Genomic DNA, 21,491 nt, shown 5'->3' on the forward strand with positions numbered 1-21,491 from the left:
TTTTCCCTATTTTTTTTGTAGATCTAGGTATAGTTGTGCATGACGAGGAGAAATAGGTGTATTAATTAACATTTCATCCTGTTTTTTTAACATACCCCATACTTTTTTACGATGAAAGTAGTTGTCACTCGTAAGAAACTGAGCCATAAATTTTTTATTGTAATTTTCGCCTAACATATATAGTGAATAATTAGCTTGAAAAGCGATAGAGCGAGCTAAAGAATAAATTTGGCTATTTGCAGGGTTGTAATACTGCTGACATTTTTTCATAATAGGTATAGCAGGCTTATATTTTAATTCGCCAAGTTTCCATAGTAATAGGTTGATAGTTATATTGTCATTGCGATACTGCATTTCTGAATTTAATTTTTGAAATAATTGCGCCGCATCGTTTGTTTGGATTATTTTTTGCCATTTTGCCATTGAACGTACATAACGACTAAGTAATTGTTCCGTTGCGTAAGAGATCTTGAAGTCTCCAGAGAGGACCATTCCATATTTTTCACCACGACGAGTAACATGAAGAGCATCGTGTTCAACAAGAATAGGAATATTAAAAGGTACATTATTGTTTAAACTAGCTAAATAGGCGTACGGAGCACCGTTTAAAGGTGAAGATGTAAACTTTGTCGAATTAGATTCTAATTGAGAAAGATGTTGCGGAAATTTCCCTTCTTTTTTAGCATATTGTAGTAAAGAAGTTCCTAGTTTCTGTAAATTTATATAACAGAGATTGTTAATTTTTCGTCGGGCACTTTTTTCTTCAACATTAAAAAAGATAGGAGCTACAAAAAGAATCATAAATCCAAACATTGCCAATGAAGTCCACAATACTTTTTTGTTCTCAAAAATTGATTTTTTCATTATGCGGTCTCGAAATTTTACATATATTTTGGAAATTGCTAGAATGCGTCAATCCTTAAATATATAGCATAGATTTATTTTGTACGCAACGGTAAAGTTACCAAGCAGATTTTTTTAACCACTGTAGATGTGCTAATACAACAGGCGCGTCCTTAACAAAATTTTGAACGAATGTGAAAGGCTTTATATGAAACGACAGTTAATATACTTGTTATGTATACTTATTTCTGGAATTAGTGCCCAGAATTTTACGCCTCAGGATATCGCAGTAAAGGTTTCTCCAGCAGTCGTAGGAATAAACTGTGTCCTTGTAGATAAAAGCGGCGAAAAAAATCGTCCCAAACTTTTGTATTACTACGGTACGGGGGTAATTATTTCCAAAGAAGGTTTGTTGTTAACAAACTTAACAGTGGTTCCCAAAGTGCCATACAGCATAACACTATACTTTACTGATGGTCGAATTGTTTCTGCATCTTGCGTAGGTATACATCCTGAGCTAGAGACAACAATTCTTAAAGCTAACGGTAACAATTTTCCACATATTCCCTTAGCCGACTCAACAAAAACAACTATTGGTGATCGCGTTTATACATTTGGAAATCCTTTCCATTCCATTGAAAATGACAGTGAAGTTGCTATTTCAAAAGGAACAGTTTCTGGAGTATACCGTGTTACTAAAAATGTGGAAAGCGAATCGAAATACACAAATACTGTGATTGAGACAAATGCAGCACTTAATCCTGGTTCTGATGGTGGTCCTTTAGTAAACCACCGCGGCGAACTGTTAGGTATTCTATCTTTAGCAATGCAAGAAGAAAGAAGAATGGGAACAGCAATTCCTGTTCACTTAATGCTGGAAAAGCTTTTAGATTTAAATAGTTTTGTTTTACAACCATACGAAAATAGTATGGAGAACGACGAAAAAACTATAGCAAGTAAAGGAACTGAATATTCTGAAAATGTCATTTCCCTAGAAATAGTTCGCAAGGATGTAAAAGTAAAACAAGCCAGACAAAATAATCAAAGAATGAGCGCGCAACGTAAAGCTTCAATCATGAAACGACCAAAAAGCTGGGTGACAGGAACGATTATCGAGGAAGGCCAGTATGTATTAACCAGCGCCTACCAAGTTACTAGCCAAGAAGGCGAAGGAGCAATACAAAAAATTACGATTCATACTCCTAAACAAAAAATAGACGCAGAACTTATTGCTATTCATAAACCTTATGATATTGCACTTCTTAAACCACAACAACCAATAAAGTGCGCTAAATATTTTTCTATTGGTTCTACAACTAATCTGAATGTTGGACAATGGATAGGAGTTTGTGGTAAATTGCAGGCTAGTTTTGATATTACTTGTGATATTGGTATTGTCAGTACAATAAAACGCAACTTAAATTTAATTCAAGTATACCAAACACAAGCTTTCATCAATTACGCCAATAGTGGTGGACCTGTTATCAACACTCTAGGGCAACTTGTAGGCATTGCAGGACATATATATCCTCAGGCTACGTGGGGGTTAAATTCGGGCGTTTCAATGTTCACAGGAATTGAAACTTTACTCCAAATCCTTCCAGACTTAAAAAAAGGTAAATCAACCCAGAATCCATCACTACCATTTCTCGGAGTTAGCTTTTGGGAGAATAAAAATGTTCCCCAAGGAGCGATCATATCAACTGTAAGTATGGATTCAGCAGCGTATAAGGCCGGTCTCTTACCAGGTGATATACTTATCTCCCTCGACAATACATCTGTCGGAGAATGGGCAGATTTAGTTCGCTTAATTACCTCGAAAAAGATTGGGCAAAAAATCGAATTTGAAATCATTCGCAATAACGAAAAGAAAAAACTAACGGCTACGCTAGGGGAAAGACCATGGTAAAAATATTCCAAATAATGTTGCTACTGCTCTGTACTGCTTTTTCGCAAGACATAAAAGAAGTCCAGGAAACGCAAGACTTACAAGATATAAAAGAGGTCCAAGAAACACAAGACTTACAAGATGTAAAACAGGAACCTAAACAAGCAGAAATTCAACAAAGTAAATCACCTCTAGAAGAGGCTATAGCAAAAGCTTTGCAGTCTTACGTATTTGTTGACGCAAGTGGTTCAGGAGTAGTGATTAGTAGTGATGGTTATGTCATTACTAATGATCACGTTGCTGGAGACGCAGCAACATGGCGCATCCGAACCACTGATGGCACAATGCACTATGCTGACTTAATAGGCACAGATCCATATGGAGATATCAGTTTATTGAAAATACGCAATGTCAAAGATCTTCCTCACATAAAAATAGGTAATTCCGATCTCCTCAAAGCAGGCCAAAAAGTTATTGCGATTGGCAATCCTTTTGGAATGGGTAACCTCGATGAGAAACCAACTGTAACTGTTGGTATTATATCCGCACTTCGCCGCTTTCATTTTAACTATACAGATGCGATAATGACCGACGCACCTTTGAACCCAGGGAATTCTGGAGGCCCTCTTATTACAATGGCTGGAGAGTTAGTTGGAATTAATGGGCAAATTGACAGCCGTTTTCAGATTCGCGTAAGTAGTGGAATAGGCTACGCTATAACCAGCAACCAAATCAAACGCTTTCTACCGTTTCTAAAAAGCGCGAAAGGTGGTTTTGTCTACCATGGACACCTAAAAGGTGTTCGACTTCCACGAATTAGCGGTGAAGAAAAGAAACCGTATGTCCGTTACTTAGATAAAACAAGTGGTCTCTACGTAGCAGGTATTCGCAAAGGAGATCTCATTACTCATGTAAACAATTATCCTGTGGCCACTGTTTCGCGTCTTACAGGACTGGTTCGTAGTTATCCAGCTTACAGTAGTCTTACATTTGATATTTTGCGACAAGACAAGAAAAAAACATACAAAACAATGCTCAATATTTACAATATACGCGGACGAGCACAACTCGAAATTTCATTTTATCCTTCGCGTGGGTTTAGAAAATATCAAGCAAAAACATTGCTTGTTAAAAGCGTTGTTCCCGAAAGCGCTGCTGCAAAAGCAGGTATTTTACCAGGAGACATAATTGTTTCTTTTGCTGGTAAAAAAATTACTCCTAACATCATACAACGTTTTCCTAACTACTTCAATTTACTATTCTCTTTGTACTCTTCTCCACGTAATAAAGGTGCGCTTGTTGAGATTTCAGTTATCCGTAAAGGCATCGAAAAAGTTTTAGTGGTTACTATAAAAGAAGGGGTCAAAACATTTGGAATTGAACTACAGAAAACGCCAAGTATTACAGAAATGAAAAAAGATGAAAAAGAATTAACCATCTTAAACGTACAAAAAGGAATGTTGGCATATCGCGGCGGACTAAGACGCGACGATGTTTTACTTGAGATAAATAAATATAAATTGCGTAATAAACGCTCTTATCATTTACTACTCAATCGCCTAAAACCAGGCGAAAAAATAGACATCAAGATACTGCGTAACGGAAAAACACAAAATTTACAAGTAACTCTCGGGTTAAAGAGAAACTATGGTGGAGGATTTTAATTGGATATACGTTTTGACACTTACTATAACTTTTCCGAAATAACCAGTCGTATAGATTGGCTCCAAAAGCAATATCCTCATATACTAGAAATTGTTGAGGTAGGAAAATCATACGAAGGGCGTAGCATTCCTCTAATAATAGTGAGTAATAAAAATAAGAGTTGCCATAAAAACAAGCCAGCATTCTGGATAGACGGCAACATTCATTCTATCGAAATTACCTCGTCAGCGATGGTTTTATATTTTATACATCGCTGCACAAAAGAGTATGGTCAAAATAAGTTCATTACAGAACTTATAGATAACCTTACTTTCTACTGTGTTCCCTGTATTAACCCTGATGGAATGACAAGAGCCCTCGCGGAAAAACCAGCGTTTTATCGCTCTGGTGTGCGAAAATATGGCGAAGATGGAAATTACCTCTACGTAGAAGATATCAACGATGACGGTCGCATTTTACAAATGCGTATAGAAGATCCAACAGGAGACTGGAAAGTCTCCCCTAAAAATCCCAACTTTATGATAAAGAGAACACCTACCGATTTTGAAAGTGCAGGTCCTTTTTATCGTTTATTCGCTGAGGGAACCGTCCCTGAATACGACGGATGTAACATACCAAGTATCTTTCCACATCAACTAGATTTTAACCGTAATTTCCCAATAAAATGGCGTCCAGAAGGTGAACAGCAAGGGGCAGGTGACTTTGCAGGCTCTGAGGTCGAGATTCAAAATATTGTACGCTTTATTGCTGAGCATCCCAATATTTTTGTTGCAATAACATACCACACGTACAGTCGCGTTTTTATACGGGCATTTAGTGATCGTCCAGATAGCGACATGAACACCTCTGATTTGTGGATATTCGAAGCTTTAGAAGACATAGCAAGTGACACAACAAAATACCCTACAGTATCAGGCTACCACGACTTTAAATATCACCCAAAAGAAATCATTTCAGGAGCATTTGACGATTGGGCATATGAACATCGCGGTATATTTACATTTACTGTAGAACTATGGGACCTTCCTACTGCTGCGGGAATAAGTGAAAAAAATGACGAAAAAAACTTCATAGATTGGTTTCGTAGACACCCAATAACTGACGATGACAAAATTCTTTCATTTATTGAAAAGAATGCACCTCACACCTTAGTGAATTGGGAAAAATTCGATCATCCTCAGTTAGGGGAAATAGAAATTGGAGGACTAGAACATTTATTTTCTTGGCGAAATCCTCCGCAAAATCTACTTGAAGATGAACTAGCTCCTCATTTTGACTGCATTATGCAAATGGCTTCTTTGGCACCAAAGTTAGAAATATATAACCACAAAATATCTTTGCTAGGGGATGGCTTGTATAAATTTGAAGTTATCTTGCAAAATAGTGGTTACTTCAGTACATATGTGTCACACCAAGCAAAGAATATGCACATTACAAAACCAATATACATTGATATCGTCCTTCCTGAAAATGCCACACTTTTATCAGGGCAAAAACGCGTAGAAATAGGACATTTAGAGGGGCGCTCAAATAAAAACAGCATGACTTATTATCACTCTCCTACAGATAATCGCAAAAAAATCGAGTGGATTATACGCACTGTTAACGAAGATAAAGTTACAATAACAGCTACATCTTGTAAGGCTGGCAATATCGAACAGTCGTTTTTTTTACATAAGGGACATGATCATGTCTCTAAAGATACATAAAGGAAATCTTCATGAAATTTTTAATACTACTAGGTATTTTTATAATGCCTACCATTGCCCAAGTTTGGCATCCATCTCAACAAACAGTAAATATTGACCATTACACATTAGACATACGTGTAGATGAAAAGCAAAAAAAAGTTTGGGGCAATGTAACATACACTGTTTTTCCTCTTTGGGAGAATGTAGAAAAAACAACTCTCGATGCTGGAGATATGACCGTAAATAAAGTTACATCAGGCAGTAAAGACCTGCGTTTTTCGCATGAAGGACGTAAACTCACAATTCAATTTTCTCGTAAATACCGTCGCGCTGAATCAATTAACTTTACCATTCATTATACCGCTTTCCCAAAACGAGGAACCTATTTCGTTCAACCTAATCATAGTTATCCTAACAAACCATACCAAGTTTGGACACAAGGGGAAGCAGAAGAAACTCATTACTGGTTCCCATGCTATGATTTCCCAAATCAACTGTGTACAAGTGAAACAATGGTCAGCGTTCGCAAACCATACACTGCGATTTCTAACGGTAAATTACAAAAAATAATAGAAGAAGCTGATGGTTGGCGCAAATTTCACTGGAAAACAAGTGTCCCTCATGTTTCCTACTTAGTTAGTTTAGTTATTGGCGATTTTGTAGAACTCAATGATAACTTTGAAGATATTCCCCTTCAGTATTACATGCAAAAAAAAGATGTTCCCAATGCTTTGCGCTCTTTTGGAAAAACACCGAAAATGATGGATTTTTTCTCAAAGCTCACAGGCACAAAATATCCTTATGAAAAGTACGCACAAACCCCTGTTGAAGAATTCACTTTTGGTGGAATGGAAAACGTATCAGCATCAACATACAATCAAAATACGATTCATGACAAGCGCGCACATTTAAACTGGAGTAGTGATTCTCTTGTTGCACACGAATTAGCGCACCAGTGGTGGGGCGATCTTCTGACTTGTCGCGATTGGTCACAAATATGGCTAAACGAAGGATTTGCAACATACTACACTGTTCTATGGCTAGAGCATGATATGGGCAAAGATCAAGCCAAAGAGGAACTATTAGGCGAATACGAATGGTATATTGGTTCTGATCGTCACCCTATGGTATGGAAAACATTTAAACATCGCGACGATGTCTTCGACTCTCATGCATATGCAAAAGGGGCATGGATCCTACACATGCTACGCAAAACATTTGGCCACGACTCTTTTGTACGCGCAACACAATTGTATTTAAATCGTCATCGTGGACGTGCAGTAACTACAATCGATTTACAAAACGCTTTTGAAGATACTTTAGGCAAGAATCTCGATTGGTTCTTTAAGCAATGGATTTATGGTATTGGTCACCCACAATTCCAAGTAAGTTGGAAATGGGATAACAAACATCAAATGGCTGTTCTTCATGTTAAGCAGACGCAAAAGCAATCGCCATTTCGCGTAACACTCCCTATCGAACTTACCACTAAATCAGGAAAAAAAGTATACACTGTAGATTTAGAAGGTCGCGAGCAACGTATCTATTTACCAAGCAAAGAACAACCTCTTTTCATCGCTTTTGATAAAGATGGTACAATATTAAAAGAACTAAAGATGGAACAAACTCAACAACAATGGATAGAACAATTATCAAAAGATTCGGATTTTTATGGACGACTAAACGCTGCCAAAGCTCTTGTAAAATACCCGAGTGATAAAGCAATCACTGCTTTGGGCAAAGCGCTAAAGAACGATAGTTTTTATGGAGTGCGTTCACGTATTGCAAGTTTACTAGGAAGTGTCCACAGTAAAGAAGCAGCAAGCCACTTAATTGCCGCAATCGCAGACAAAGATGCTCGTGTACGCGCAAGTATTGTAAACGCTTTAGCTAAAAATCGTTTCAACCGCAAAACAGCAGTTCCTGCTCTCAAATCAATGTTCCACAATGACATGTCATATCGCGTACAAGCAAATTCAATTAAAGCTTTGAGTAAATACACCAAAAATGGCACTGACTTAAGTACCAAAGACATGATGGAACTATTAAATGAAGCTCTCAAGATGGATTCACATTTGAATGTCATTCGTCAAGCAGCATTAAGCGTTGCAACAGATGTAGAGAAACATGAAGGTCTTGAGATACTACGTAGTTGGGTAAAACCTGGAAAACCAATACGTTGCCGTACAACAGCAATGAATGAAATTTTCAAAGAAGAAAAAGGCAAAAAAAGTTTAATGTTAAATAGTTTAATAAAACAACTTGGCGATTCAGATCATCGTATCCGCAGTGCGGCTATCTCTCTTCTAGAAGAGCTAGGCTCAAAGAAAGCAATACCAGCTCTTATTAAAATATCAGAAAACGATGACTTACTTAGTCTTCAAAATAGTGCGACAAAAGCAATTACTAACTTAAAAAAATAATTCTTATAGCGTACCAAAAATTGGTACGCTAAATTTTCTAATTTAGTGATTTCGCAAACAGTTTTATTGATTGTACGTAAAACATAGTATAGAACTATACTTTAACCACAGAAACTGCTTTGTTGAGAAATAACAATGACATCTAATTTTTTTTCTGAAATAAAAACCGAAACACCTGTTCCTAAACATTTTGGGAAATATGTAATTGAGAAAGAACTTGGACGTGGTGGTATGGGGGTTGTATATAAAGCTTATGATCCTCAATTACAAAGACACATAGCCTTAAAAATTATTTTAAAAGCTAGTCAAAAAAGTATTGAACGATTTGAAATCGAATCAGCAGCTATGGCGCAATTAACTCATGTTAATCTAGTAAGTATCTATGAATTTGGGAAAATTCCTCAACCATATTTTGCAATGGAATACATCGAAGGTCAAACCTTAGAACACTTAATAGAACAAAAAAAAACTAAGCCACTTTTTGTTGTAAACATACTAATAAAAGTTTGTAGTTGTTTACAACAAATGCACGAGCTAAACATTATTCATCGCGATATAAAACCCGCAAACATAATGATTGCAAAAAACGGCGAACCAAAAGTTATGGACTTAGGACTTGCAAAATTTGTAGAACACGATAATGCTTTATCTACAAACGGAGAACTTTTAGGAACGCCTAGTTATATGCCCCCTGAGCAGATTTCAGGACGGGTATCTAGTGCAACAGATGTATATGCTCTTGGTGCAACGATGTATGAAGCTCTTGTTCATGAAAAAATGTATAAAGGTAGCTCCTATCTTAGTCTACTATTTAAAGTGCTCAACGAAGATCCTATCCCTCTGCACCAGATAAACCCCAAAATATCCCCAGTATTAGAAAAAATCTGTTCAAAGTGTCTACAAAAAGATCCTGAAAAACGCTACAAAAATTGCACAAGCTTGAGTAAAGCTTTGAATAATTTTAAAAACGCACGTAAAACTATGCGTAGTGAAATTAAAAAAAAATCAGAAAATAATTTACAAAAAACAATTATTGCAGGCCTTACGATTTTAACTTTTATGTTGAGCGGTTTTTCGTGGTGGCTTTATTATTCCTACAGAAAATTACAAAATAAAAACAATGTAGTAACGCAAAGTAGTAAAATTGAAATAGACAATAAAACGAAAATAGACGATAAAATTGTAGAAAAAACTAATGCGCGTACAACGAAAAAAATTGACAGTTACAACAAAGCGAACAAACATTTCAATAAAAAAGAATACACCTTAGCCTTAAAAAACATCAATCACGCAATAACACTTAATTCTACAAATGCAAAACATTACGCTTTACGAGCTCGTATTTACATAAACATGCAAAAATACAAAGAGGCAAAACTCGACTACGACAAAGCTATTAACATAACACCAAAAGTAAGTTATTATTTTGAAGGTAGAAGCCTAGCATATCGCTGCCTGAAAGAATACCCACTTGCCTTAAAAGACATAAACAAAGCCATAGAGCTTGATAACTCTATCGACGAGTATTACATCGCCAAAGCTAAAATATTTGAAAACACTTATCAAAACAAATTAGCCTTGGAAAGTTATAATAAAGCAATAAGAATATCTCCAAAGAAAGGCGAATATAGAGATGCAAGAAGTTTTCTTTACAGTCGTCTTGGTAATTATCCAATGGCACTCCAAGATATCAACATTGCGATAAAAATCGATAACACAAAAGCTAAGTACTACGAGACAAGAGCTACCACCTACAGAAAGATGCAAAAACACAAACTAGCACTACAAGATGAAAATAAAGCCATTGAAATATCACCTAAAACAAGCATATATTTTAAAAATAGAGGTTTAACCCAGTACCGCCTAAAAAACTACCGAGCAGCGATAGATGATATAAATACTGCAATAAAACTCGATAACACTAAAGCAGAGTACTACTCAGTAAAAGGTGCAATACTTCTTTATCAAAATAAACACAAAGATGCGATGGAATGTTTAGACAAAGCTCAACAGCTTAATAATGAACTAGACAATGTTTATTTTTACAAAGGAGAAATATTCTTTGTAGAAGCGCAGTACAAAAAAGCACTGGTTCATTTCCAAAAAGCATGCCAAATAAATCCTAAATACCACAATGCCTACGATAGTATGGGGAAATGCTATTCCGCTTTATCTGACCACACAAACGCAATTGTAAGTTGGAAAAAAGCAAGAGAATTGAACTACAAAATAAAAGAAATGACAGCTAACATTGCAAAAGCTCAAACGCTAATAAAAACGGAGGCGAAAAATCAAAACACTCAAAAAGCTAAAGAATACTTTTTACAAAGTAAAAACTTATACCTGCAAAACAAAACAACAGAGGCACTTCATTACTTAAACAAGTCTATCGCAGAAGACATAAACTACACTGCTTCTTATAATCTTCGAGGAGTTGTGTATAAACGTCTAAATAACCTCCCAGCTGCTATTGAAAATTTCAGCCGTGCTATAGAATTGAAACATCAAAACCATAATAGTTATTACAATCGTGGTGTAACCTACAGAAACGCTAAGAAATATAAACTATCTATGTTAGATTTTAACAAAGCTATAGAAATATCACCACAAAACAGTGAATATTTAAACGGTAGATGTTTACTATTTTACCACTTAGGAAAATATTCTCAAGCGCTAGAAAATATCAACATCGCAATAAAGTTAAATCCTAAAAAAGCCCTCTACTATGCCACAAGAGCAAATATTCTTCACAAAACAAAGCAGCATAAACAAGCACTTTCAAGTAATAATAAAAGCATTGAACTTGCACCAAAACTAAGTCGATTTTGGCACGAAAGAGGTTTAATATACTTAGCCTTACAAAAGAAAAAATTAGCGCTAAAAAATATAAATCGTGCTATAGAACTCGACAACTCTCAGGCAATATACTACACCAATAAAGCGGTAATTTTACTACAGAGTGATCAATTTCCAGAAGCAATTAAAAATTTAAATATCGCAGAAAAACTCGATAACAAATCGCATATCATACCTTATCGAAGAGGAGAATTTTTTTTAAAATCTAAAAAATATACATTGGCTCTAAAGAATTTACAACATAGCCTAAAACTAAATAAAACACACTCTTCAACATATGCGCTTATCGGCGACTGTTATTATTCTTTACAGAAATACAAGCAAGCTATTGACAATTGGCAGCAAGCTATTAAATTAGGACTTGCAGACACAAAGAGTACCTTACAAAAAATAAAAAGTTGTAAAAACAATTTACAACAGCAAAATTAGTCACTTCATTAAGGTAGGATATCTTTTACTTTATTAATGGGATTGTTTTCTAAGTTTAGATATCCTATCTCTTTTGGTAATACAAACCTTCAAGAGAAGAAATATTCTTTCTCGACAAGTCAACGGAAAGTCCACTCCCACGAAAAGAACAATTATCAAAACTAACTCCTTTGAATTCGTCAGGATCTAATATGTCAAGATAAAAACAACAGCGAGAGCTTTTTCATTTTTTTACTGTAATTTAGTATTGACAAATTAAGATATTGTGCATAAAATAAAAATGAACATTCATTCATAAGGTATTTATTTTGGCAATTAATAAATTAGAAAAACGATTGATTATATTTGAAAAGACACTAGAGCTAATATCTGAAAACGGCTTTCATGGGACTCCTGTGTCAAAAATAGCTGACGCGGCGAATTTAAGTGTGGGAACAATTTATCGTTACTTCAAAAATAAAGATGAGTTAATTCGAGAACTATATAATCACATCAAACAAAAAAAATACCAAGCACTTATGACTAATGATACTCAAGAAAAACCAATAAGAGAGCGGTTTTTCAATTTTTGGTTTAATCTAACAAACTACTATCTCTCTAATCCTAAAGAGTTTTTGTTTATAGAACAATACATTTATTCTCCTTATTCACAAAACAATGACGAAAAAAATATACAACTAGAGAAATTTTTTCAGTATGCACAACAACAACAAGTTTTAAAACTCATTCCTATAGATGTAATGATTTCTTTCATTCAAGGTTCTATATCATCATTAGTAAAAAGACATGTTTCAGGAATTGCGCATGCTGACTCAAACGCAAAACAGTGTGCAGTTAATTGTTGCTGGGATGCTATTAAACTATAATATTTTTTTTGCCAATAAAAGGAATGAACGTTCACTCCTTACAGAAGAATCAAAATAATTTGTTAATAACAATTTAAAAGGAAAAACACATGAATAAAAAGACCGTTATAAGTATATTTGTTATAGTATTTTGTTTTACTTTAACGTATGTTCAGATCGCAAATGCACAAGAACAAGAACAGACTACATACAACAAAAACCTAGTATCAAACTTCTTTGAACTCCTCAGTAATGGAGAAATAGACAGAGCATTTTATTTAGTGAATGATGATGTATCATGGTGGGTACCAGGTGATTTACCATTTTCTGGTACAAAAAATAAAAACCAATATCTACAGATAGTAGGAAATATCCAAAAAGGTTTTCCGCAAGGTTTAAAGTTAAAAGTAAAAAGTATGATTTCCGAAAACAACAAGGTAGCAGCAGAGGTAGAATCCGACGGAGTTCACATAAATGGTAAAAAATACAACAATAAATATCATTTTCTAATAACAATTGAAAATAATAGCATCATTGCTGTTAAAGAATACATGGATACTTTACATCTATACCAGCTAATTCAATAAATTTCCAACACCTTTGCCTTCAATTAAAACATTCTCTATAGGTAAAAAATGCGCACCAAAAAGGAGTGAGTATTCACTCCTTTTTGGCGATATATTTTAATTGTTTTGTAGATTTTTTGCTATCGCGCATACAACAATAACTTTGTAAAACATTAGCTCAGAGATGTCTTTTTTCGTTTTCATTGGTTGCCGTTTCATACAACAACTCCCCTCGCTGAGAGTTATTTTACGTTTGACGCCATTTATTCTAAATGTTATTATCCCTCTAATAATCCGAGACGCGTTATCTCTTCTATTGCTCCATTTTGTAAATAACTGAGCGTATTTAAATTCTGTTTATCACTTATAAATACCAAATTATAACGTTTTTCATCCACATAATTATTTCTACCAAAAACACTATACTTTTAGGGGACCATGTCATGTATAAGTGCTTTCTATTCTTGTTTTTTTTCATCTGTTCGTCTTTAACTGCATCAGAACTTAGTAAAAAATCCTATAAATGGGAAGATACATTGGAGAAATTTATTGAAATTACAAATACATTCCTTTCCGATAATAGGAAAGTTACGAGTGCTTATGCTCGTTTACTTGTAGAGATTAAAGATTTTAATGACACGCTTGATGAGGGTGAAAACTTGTCTAATAGAGATATTGATGAGATTGAAAATATTGAAGATATTAGTGATCTTAAAGATTTTTTAAAGATGAAAAAAAATATGTCTTCTTATTTAAAAGAAATCAAAATCGCAAAAAAGAAACTGCAAAAAAAAATGTCTTCTTATTTAAAAGAAATCAAAATTGCAAAAAAACCTGACAAAGATACAAAGGAAAAATATCAAGAAATCGAAAAACTAGCAAAAATTTTTAGTACTCTCGAAAACAGCATTCAAAAAATTCATTCCAAAAACCTAAAGTTACTAATAAAAACTTTAAAGATATCTAAAAAGCAAATTAAAGCAAAACAAAAGTTCGAGGAAGCTCAAAAAAAAGAATCGGATATATATGATAGTTTCGTAAAACTTAGGCTCATTAAATTTAAAAAGAATTTATCTAAATTTGACAGGATGTTAGAAGCTATTGATAGTGTCCTAAAAAAATTAGATAATATGGAAAGTGATGAAGAAAAAGTAGATTACTTTACTAAGGAAATGAGTTCTATAAAAATAGGAGAACATATTTTAAGTACGTTGGAGTACTTTATGAATACTTATCAAAATATTAAGCTTTCTAAGGACAAAAAGAAGTATATGCAACTGGTAAAAAAAATAAGAAAACATCACTTTGATTTACTGTCAATATATGAGTCAACAAATAGAGGTTGGTGGTATTCATTTGGTAGCAAAAGTGAAGAAGAACAAAAAATGAAACAAATCCAATCACTCATTATAATTTTGTCTCGACTGAATAAGTGGCTAAAAAAAGCACAAAAAACAAAATGGCGAAAGTAATATTTTTTGCAACTTTATATAGAGCGCATGTAAAACATGGTGGGGACGGTGAAGTTACGGTCAGAGAATAACTTATCAAAACGCTAATTGACCCAAGCAACGCGAAGAGAGAGTAAATTATCAAAACCAGAAAAAGACCAACGCATACCAGTACCTTTGAGTCGTTGTTGGACCAACCATTTACAGGACGACTCCACCATGCCGCTACCTATAGGCAAATCAACTTAAGAGCTACATACATTTTATTCTGGGTATCGTAAGCTTTATACACAATTCCCATACCACCTCTACCAAGTTCTTTTTCTATTTGATATTTTCCAAACATATTTTGTTGATTCGGCACAATTCAACCTTTCTTGTTGAGATTGATCAGCGATCATTCCTTTTGTACAGCGTATTTTAGTTTTTTTGTAGATTTCGCCAACAACTCCAAAAATCAAGTTAAAGTAGATATTATAATAAAAATAGAAGCACCTCCGAATCCAATCGTTGTTATTGTAAAACTAACACTAGAAATTATTCCAAACGCAGAATCTAAAGATTTGTTAACATCTGGTTTTATTGACATTACTAGAAATAATAGTGGATTGGTAAATGCTCCTATTACCATTATCCAAATAATCGTAGCGGGTAATTTAGAATCTATCGAAGAGAATGCGAATAATAGCAGTGACATCAAAAGGTAATCAATGTGACATTTTATTAAATTAGAACTCGATTTAAAAATATTACACAGCCAACTAATTTTTAAATATTTTACAAATGAAGCTATCCACGCAATAATCAGTGATAAAATCATCAGTACACAACCAGTGATAAGTAAAATTTTCATAACAACATTCCTAACTATGGTTTTGGATATTCTTAAGTGATCTGATAAATTAATTACTCGCTCAATACAGAGTTTTATATCTTGTGTATCGCGATTTATAAAGAGCATGATACAATATAAAATTTATTAACTTAGTGATATTGATTCCTATTCTCGCAGGAATGATAAGGCAAATAATTTATAATATTCAATTCATTAGTATATTGAGGTGCAAATGGATTTACTAATTTTAATATTGTTAGTTTTTATATGGATGTGGATAAAACTAGAAAAAGAGGTCTACAAAAAGGTTCTAGTCTTTTTAGCAAAAGTAGGAATATTCTATTGTTGTTGTTATGGCCTTGCAGAACTCTTATTATATTTATCACATTCATACTTTACAAACTTTCCTCCTCATCTATTTTCCTATTATCATCTTATCTCAGTGTTATTTTGTCTATGCTTCATATTTGCTCTACGCGAATTTAAAAGTGAATGGAATACGAAAAATAAATTAATATTGTATGCTGTTATTCTCGGAGTTTTGGGTTCACTGTATCTACAAATTAGTAAGGCAAGAGACCTTTGGATGCCGTACTATAAAACGAAAGTAAGGTATAGTAACAAATCTCATTTCGCTTATATTTATCCTCCTACGATCTATTTGGTTCCAGGTTATGCGGTTGTCAAAATCTATGTTCGGCTTTCCGCATTTAAGTGGAAAATTTTTTACATAAGAAAACATACAAGACTTTGCGGTAGCTTGCGATCAGTAGAAACTATAGGCTCCACTATTACTCTGCGTTGGGAAAAATCAAGACTCCGGCGAGATGCAAGAATTTACACAGAACACTACACACTCACAAAAGATGGACCAAAAAAAATACAACTCAATAATAAAAAATAGAAAAATCAAATATTCTTATTTTCTGCCAAAAATACTATACGAAATGTCATTTTGACATAAACGATTATTATCACAATAACGTTCCTCCTTTCAGACTGAAACGTTAAACCACTGCAAAAAAAAGACTTAAAACAAACATCTCAGGTTTGGCACACTAATTGCTTATTACTCTAGCAACAACAACATAAACAAAATATCATAAATTTAATAAAATACAAAAAAGGAGTACGTTATGTTTTTTACTAAAGACTTACACAGTATAAATAACCTGCAAGAAGAAATGAGCAAAATTTTTGATCACTTAAATTTTCAATTTATACAACCAACAACTACGCGAAGCCAAAAAAATCTACCAGTAAACATACAAGGAAATAAAGAAGAAGCTATAGTTAGTGTTGAAGCTCCTGGAGTAAATATCGACGACATAGAAATTAGCATTGATAAAAATATTCTTAATATTAACGTTTCTCGAAAAGAACAAGAAATGGATAGTAAAAAATATTATTTAAAGGAGCGAAAAATTGATAGTTGGAAAAGAGCTATTCAACTTGGGTTTGATATAAACGAAGAAAAAGTAGATGCAAATTATAAAAAAGGTATTTTGTATATCCATGTTGCAAAACAAGAACAAAGTGTTCCAAAGAAAATCATCGTAAAAAAAGTTTAGATCACTTAATCAAAATATAGGAGATACAAGAGATGAGTACAGATATTAAAGATGACACAATGATTTTTGTCCCTGATACAGATGTTTATGAAGAAGATAATATCATCACCCTGGTTGTTGATCTACCAGGTGTAGATGAAAACTCGGTTGATGTTCAATTAGATAAAAACCAACTACAGATTTCAGCGAAAGCTGAAAAATCGCAATTTAAAAAAGATTACAAAATTCAACATACAGAATATTATACGGGAGATTTTAAACGGACGTGGGCAATCAAAGAGGCTCTTGATCCTGAGAAGATTGATGCGCAAATTAAAGATGGTGTTTTAACTCTTCAACTTCATAAATTAAAAAAAGATACAGCGAAAAAAATAGAAGTTCGTTCTGCATAACTCAAATGAAACGACTCTACATACAAGTATTGTTTTGACTAAACATACTCAAAAAAAAGACCTAATATACATTAGGTCTTTTTTTATAAGCTGAACTACGTTTACACTTGTTCGTCGTCTTGCTTTTCTTCTTCTTTTTCAATGACATTCAAGTGGAGCTCTTCCAGTTGGTCGCATTCAATTGGTGTTGGACTACCATCGTATAAAAACATACCGTTACTTGCGTTAGGGTATGCAATAACTTCGCGAATATTCTCTAGTTGCATCATTGTCATCACTAAGTTATCAAATCCCATTCCTATTCCACCGTGCGGTGGACTTGCATATTGGTAAGCATCTAACAAAAAGCCAAACTTTTTCTGTGCCTCTTCTTCGCTCATTCCAACGAGATTCATAACCCGTTTTTGTATCTCTGGATAAGAAATACGAATAGATCCACTACCCAACTCTACACCGTTCAAGACAAGATCGTACAATTGCGCTTTTACATTGCCTGGATCTTGTTCAAAGTTATCAATAAATTCTTCTTTTGGCATTGAAAACATATGGTGCATTGGCGTCCATGCTTTGTTCTCTTCATCCCATTCAAAAAGAGGAAAATCAGCAACCCACAAAAAGTTGTAAACACCTTCAGGAATTAGGTCGAGTTCTCGCGCTAAGTAGTTACGCAATTCACCAAGAGAGCGATGAACAATATCTGCCTTACCAACGCATAGTAAAAGCAGGTCGCCATCTTTTGCACCAATTTTATCATAAAGCTTTTGTACACTTTCTTCGGTCATTTTCTTAACTGGACTTCCGTCTAACTTACCATCATTTACTTTGAAAGCGACAAGTCCTTTTGCTTGGAATTGATGTATATATTTTTCTAATTTCGAAACTTGTTTACGTGAATAGCCTGCACACCCTGGAGCAACAATTCCTTTTATTACACCGCCATCTTTCAAGATGTTATCAAAAAGAACAAATTCGCTGCCATTAACTGCTTCTGTACAGTCAATAAGCTCCATTCCAAATCGCATGTCTGGTTTATCTAAACCAAAACGCAACATTACCTCATCGTAAGTATAGACAGGAAAAGGTGTTTGCAATTCAACATTTAGCACTTCTGAAAAGATAGTTTTCATAACATGCTCTACTGCGCGAAAAACATCTTCCTGTTCTGTCGTTGCCATTTCTACGTCAATTTGGGTGTGAACAAGCTGGCGATCTCTACGTGCATCTTCATCGCGAAAACAACGAGCAAACTGATAATAACGATCTAACCCACCAATCATTAACATTTGCTTGTATAACTGTGGACTTTGAGGCAATGCGTAAAATTTTCCATGGTGAACGCGACTTGGTACGACAAAGTCTCTTGAACCTTCAGGAGTACTCCGCACTAAAACAGGCGTTTCTACTTCTAAAAAATTTAGCTTCTCAAATGCCTTGCGAATAGATGCAGCTGTTTTACTACGCAAGGTCAAACGTTCAATCATTTGAGGACGACGCATATCTAAAAAACGATACTTTAGTCTTGTTTCTTCTTTTACATCAATTTTATCAAATAACTCAAAAGGAAGCACTTTCGAACGCGAGAGAATTTTCATCTCTTTGCACACGATTTCTATTTCCCCGGTTGCCATTTCAGGATTAATTTCTTTTTCTGGACGCGCTTTAACTTCACCCTTTAGTTGGACGTAAGCTTCTTTTTCAAGCTGCGATTTTAAATTTTCATCGAAATATACTTGGCAAAAACCATAACGGTCAGTCAAATTAACAAATGCAAAATGATTGTGGTCGCGAATAGATCGAATCCAACCACTTAAAACCACTTCACTGCCAGCATGCTCTTTGCGGAGTTCTCCACATGTATGAGTACGTAACACTATCTTACAGCCTCTCTAATTAAGTTTTGTAGGAAAACCTACAATAAACTATTGTTGCATAGAACGCCGACATTTATATGTTATTATAATGTAGATGTTTTAGAGCTTATTACAAAATTAATTGAAGGTGAAAAATTTGGGCATTTTAGCTTCTAATAAGGCATTTTTTTAGTGTAAAGTAGTAATTTTATAATAAAAAAATAACGAAATTCGAAGTTAAAAGGAACAATTTTGCACCTTCAAATAATTTTATAACAGGCTCTTAGGGAGTAGAAGGCACTTTGAAAGTACATAGTTGCGCTCTACAATTAAAAAGTAACAAAGCTAGTCTCTAGAATAACCACATTATAAAGAAAATGATGTCAACGCCTTTATTTTTAAACAGATTTATTTCACTTTGCCAGATCAAAAAAACGACGTAATTGTTTGATCGCAAGCCTTGTTGATAGTACTACGTATAACGGTAAAAATCAAGAAAATATGTTTGTGGCAGTGCTAGTTGTTCTTCTCAAAACTTTTCTGTAGTTTTTGAAGTACGGCATCCCAGATTTTCTCGTAATCTTGGTAAATTTCTGTAGATGTTTCATTCCAACCTTGATGGTACAAACGCAGAGAGGTTATGTTGCCCGCAACTTGCGACATTTCTATAACAACAAAGGTGTCGCAAACTGTTTCTTTCTTTGAAATAGGAGAGATATTCCACTGAAAAGACAACATTTTGTTAGGAATAACTCAAGTTGCGACCTATAAAAGTTATCGTACAGTCTGATATAATTACTCTTACAAATTCGATGTGCGCGGTTCGAATCTCGTGAGACGCAGTCGTGACACACGGCACGAAGTAAGGGTAATGCAATGAATTTTAATCATGAAAAATTAGATGTATATCAAGTATCACTAAAATATACAAAAGAAACATTTAATGTGATGGAGAAAATGCCATCAGGTTACAGCTATTTAAAGGATCAGCTAAAAAGAGCATCGCCTTGAGTCCCTCTTAATATAGCAGAAGACAATACCAAATTTAGCAAAAAAGAGAAAGCAAGGTTTTTCTCTATAGCAAGAGCATCAGCAAATGAATGTAGTGCAGTATTCGATGTTGCTAAGATAGCCCACAAATAATAGACTCAAAAGAAAAAGAGAAAATCAAAAAACTACTCTATAGAATAATTTGTATGCTTTCAAAGTTAATAGTCTAATTTCCGCACATGGAATATCAATCCACGACCACGAACCTCAAAAATCGAATTACACACATCGTTTTTTTATACTGTTATAACGACTCTTCTCTTAAAGTAGGAAAAACAAGAACGAGAAAGTCATGGAAAAAGAAATTATAAGTGTTTTCTGTATATGTGATGAGATAACACAAGCACTCAAGATTGTAGAAGATCCTCAAGTTAAAATGACTAATTCAGAAATTACAAATAGGTAGCTATAAAAATTAGACACTCTGTAGGTCTTATTTTATCGATAGCTCTTCTCAAATAGCAAAAAATACTGTTATTTGTAAACAGCTAGAAACACCGAAAAATAAGGAACTGTACTTAGTTACAACTGTAGTATTAGGGCGTGTCATCATTCAAAATATTGTGTGTTTTTTCGAGCCCGAGCCCGTTTCCGAAACTTTCACTAACAATTTATCAAAGAAGCAAAGTTTCTTTTTCCATCGCAAAAAACTAGTATTGAACCAATAAATCACTTTCTGTCACTCTCAAGTTTTCGGGCGCGGGCTCGGGCTCAATACTACTGGCGTATCATTAAATGAATCCGTTATATTTTTATCTGTATTGAATGATGACACGCCCTATTCCGGTCTGTGACAATATTCGCATTAGTCGAAATATACAATACACAAGATCATCGGGGTTATATTGCAAGCAAACGTCGTTATTTTTTTCGGCTTGCGGGTTCATATGCTCGTCACCAAAACTGGTTTACCAGTTGAGTTTTTGCTTGCTCCTGGTGGCTGCAATGATTGTCGTGTTCTCAAACAATTTCAATTAGATATCCCATGTTTGCCAAACATCAGAAACAAAAGTGTCAACAAGAACTTCGCACTTCCTCTCTCAATACGATACGAGAAGTATCGTAGCAACTCCAGAATGCTGGGATTGAAAATCTGCTTATTTCCCACACATAAAAAAAGCCTCTACGTTTTGTAG

The 21,491-nt window shown here is 34.4% G+C and carries 18 protein-coding genes; 14 read left to right on the forward strand and 4 right to left on the reverse strand.

Annotated features, from left to right (window positions below):
* Positions 1-6 precede the first annotated feature (6 nt).
* A complete protein-coding gene (locus UABHE_RS30635; protein ID WP_372367211.1) occupies positions 7-864 on the reverse strand; it encodes a hypothetical protein in 858 nt (285 codons plus the stop codon).
* A gap of 187 nt (positions 865-1,051) precedes the next feature.
* On the opposite strand from UABHE_RS30635, the gene UABHE_RS30640 reads away from it, so the two are divergent.
* The 8 genes from UABHE_RS30640 (at position 1,052) to UABHE_RS30675 (ending at position 14,678) form a co-directional block, all read left to right on the forward strand.
* Positions 1,052-2,752, forward strand: a complete 1,701-nt coding sequence (locus UABHE_RS30640) for a S1C family serine protease (protein WP_372367212.1) — start codon at positions 1,052-1,054, stop codon at positions 2,750-2,752.
* The gene (locus UABHE_RS30645; RefSeq protein ID WP_372367214.1) at positions 2,746-4,395 is read left to right on the forward strand and encodes a trypsin-like peptidase domain-containing protein; all 1,650 of its coding nucleotides are present in this window, start codon (positions 2,746-2,748) and stop codon (positions 4,393-4,395) included. The genes UABHE_RS30640 and UABHE_RS30645 overlap by 7 nt, the downstream gene beginning before the upstream one ends.
* Positions 4,396-6,105: a M14 family metallopeptidase gene (locus tag UABHE_RS30650; protein ID WP_372367215.1), complete on the forward strand. Its 1,710-nt coding sequence runs from the start codon at positions 4,396-4,398 to the stop codon at positions 6,103-6,105.
* 11 nt (positions 6,106-6,116) lie between these two features.
* On the forward strand, positions 6,117-8,510 hold the full coding sequence (locus tag UABHE_RS30655; RefSeq protein WP_372367216.1) for a M1 family aminopeptidase: 2,394 nt from the start codon (positions 6,117-6,119) through the stop codon (positions 8,508-8,510).
* A gap of 135 nt (positions 8,511-8,645) precedes the next feature.
* Positions 8,646-11,795: a tetratricopeptide repeat protein gene (locus tag UABHE_RS30660; protein ID WP_372367217.1), complete on the forward strand. Its 3,150-nt coding sequence runs from the start codon at positions 8,646-8,648 to the stop codon at positions 11,793-11,795.
* A gap of 308 nt (positions 11,796-12,103) precedes the next feature.
* The gene (locus UABHE_RS30665; RefSeq protein WP_372367218.1) at positions 12,104-12,661 is read left to right on the forward strand and encodes a TetR/AcrR family transcriptional regulator; all 558 of its coding nucleotides are present in this window, start codon (positions 12,104-12,106) and stop codon (positions 12,659-12,661) included.
* Positions 12,662-12,750: 89 nt separating this feature from the next.
* Positions 12,751-13,227, forward strand: coding sequence for a nuclear transport factor 2 family protein (locus tag UABHE_RS30670; RefSeq protein WP_372367219.1), 477 nt, complete (start codon positions 12,751-12,753; stop codon positions 13,225-13,227).
* 422 nt (positions 13,228-13,649) lie between these two features.
* Complete coding sequence (locus tag UABHE_RS30675; protein ID WP_372367221.1) at positions 13,650-14,678, forward strand: hypothetical protein; 1,029 nt, start codon at positions 13,650-13,652, stop codon at positions 14,676-14,678.
* A 208-nt stretch (positions 14,679-14,886) separates the two neighbouring features.
* Here the strand turns inward: UABHE_RS30675 and UABHE_RS30680 are convergent, their stop codons facing one another.
* Positions 14,887-15,021 carry a hypothetical protein gene (locus UABHE_RS30680; RefSeq protein WP_372367222.1) on the reverse strand — a complete coding sequence of 45 codons (135 nt, stop codon included), beginning with the start codon at positions 15,019-15,021 and terminating at the stop codon, positions 14,887-14,889.
* Positions 15,022-15,043: 22 nt separating this feature from the next.
* Between UABHE_RS30680 and UABHE_RS30685 the strand changes: the two genes are divergently transcribed.
* From UABHE_RS30685 to UABHE_RS30700, 4 genes are all read left to right on the forward strand, one after another.
* Positions 15,044-15,364, forward strand: coding sequence for a hypothetical protein (locus UABHE_RS30685; protein ID WP_372367225.1), 321 nt, complete (start codon positions 15,044-15,046; stop codon positions 15,362-15,364).
* 360 nt (positions 15,365-15,724) lie between these two features.
* Positions 15,725-16,396 carry a hypothetical protein gene (locus tag UABHE_RS30690; RefSeq protein WP_372367226.1) on the forward strand — a complete coding sequence of 224 codons (672 nt, stop codon included), beginning with the start codon at positions 15,725-15,727 and terminating at the stop codon, positions 16,394-16,396.
* A 232-nt stretch (positions 16,397-16,628) separates the two neighbouring features.
* Entirely contained in the window at positions 16,629-17,063 is a 435-nt protein-coding gene (locus tag UABHE_RS30695) for an Hsp20/alpha crystallin family protein (RefSeq protein ID WP_372367228.1), read from the forward strand.
* 32 nt (positions 17,064-17,095) lie between these two features.
* Positions 17,096-17,455 (forward strand): Hsp20/alpha crystallin family protein, encoded by a 360-nt coding sequence (locus tag UABHE_RS30700; RefSeq protein WP_372367230.1) that lies wholly within the window; start codon positions 17,096-17,098, stop codon positions 17,453-17,455.
* Positions 17,456-17,556: 101 nt separating this feature from the next.
* On the opposite strand, the gene aspS is transcribed toward UABHE_RS30700, so the two are convergent.
* Positions 17,557-19,326 carry an aspartate--tRNA ligase gene (gene aspS / locus UABHE_RS30705; protein WP_372367231.1) on the reverse strand — a complete coding sequence of 590 codons (1,770 nt, stop codon included), beginning with the start codon at positions 19,324-19,326 and terminating at the stop codon, positions 17,557-17,559.
* Between the two features lie 495 nt (positions 19,327-19,821).
* Complete coding sequence (locus UABHE_RS30710) at positions 19,822-20,043, reverse strand: hypothetical protein (RefSeq protein ID WP_372367232.1); 222 nt, start codon at positions 20,041-20,043, stop codon at positions 19,822-19,824.
* 138 nt (positions 20,044-20,181) lie between these two features.
* Between UABHE_RS30710 and UABHE_RS30715 the strand changes: the two genes are divergently transcribed.
* Together UABHE_RS30715 and UABHE_RS30720 are read left to right on the forward strand one after the other, a co-directional pair.
* On the forward strand, positions 20,182-20,316 hold the full coding sequence (locus tag UABHE_RS30715; protein ID WP_372367233.1) for a hypothetical protein: 135 nt from the start codon (positions 20,182-20,184) through the stop codon (positions 20,314-20,316).
* 12 nt (positions 20,317-20,328) lie between these two features.
* Positions 20,329-20,448: a four helix bundle protein gene (locus UABHE_RS30720; protein ID WP_372371699.1), complete on the forward strand. Its 120-nt coding sequence runs from the start codon at positions 20,329-20,331 to the stop codon at positions 20,446-20,448.
* The last annotated feature ends 1,043 nt before the right edge of the window (positions 20,449-21,491 follow it).

It is taken from the genome of Candidatus Uabimicrobium helgolandensis, assembly GCF_041508025.1.
Taxonomy (GTDB): domain Bacteria; phylum Planctomycetota; class Uabimicrobiia; order Uabimicrobiales; family Uabimicrobiaceae; genus Uabimicrobium; species Uabimicrobium helgolandensis.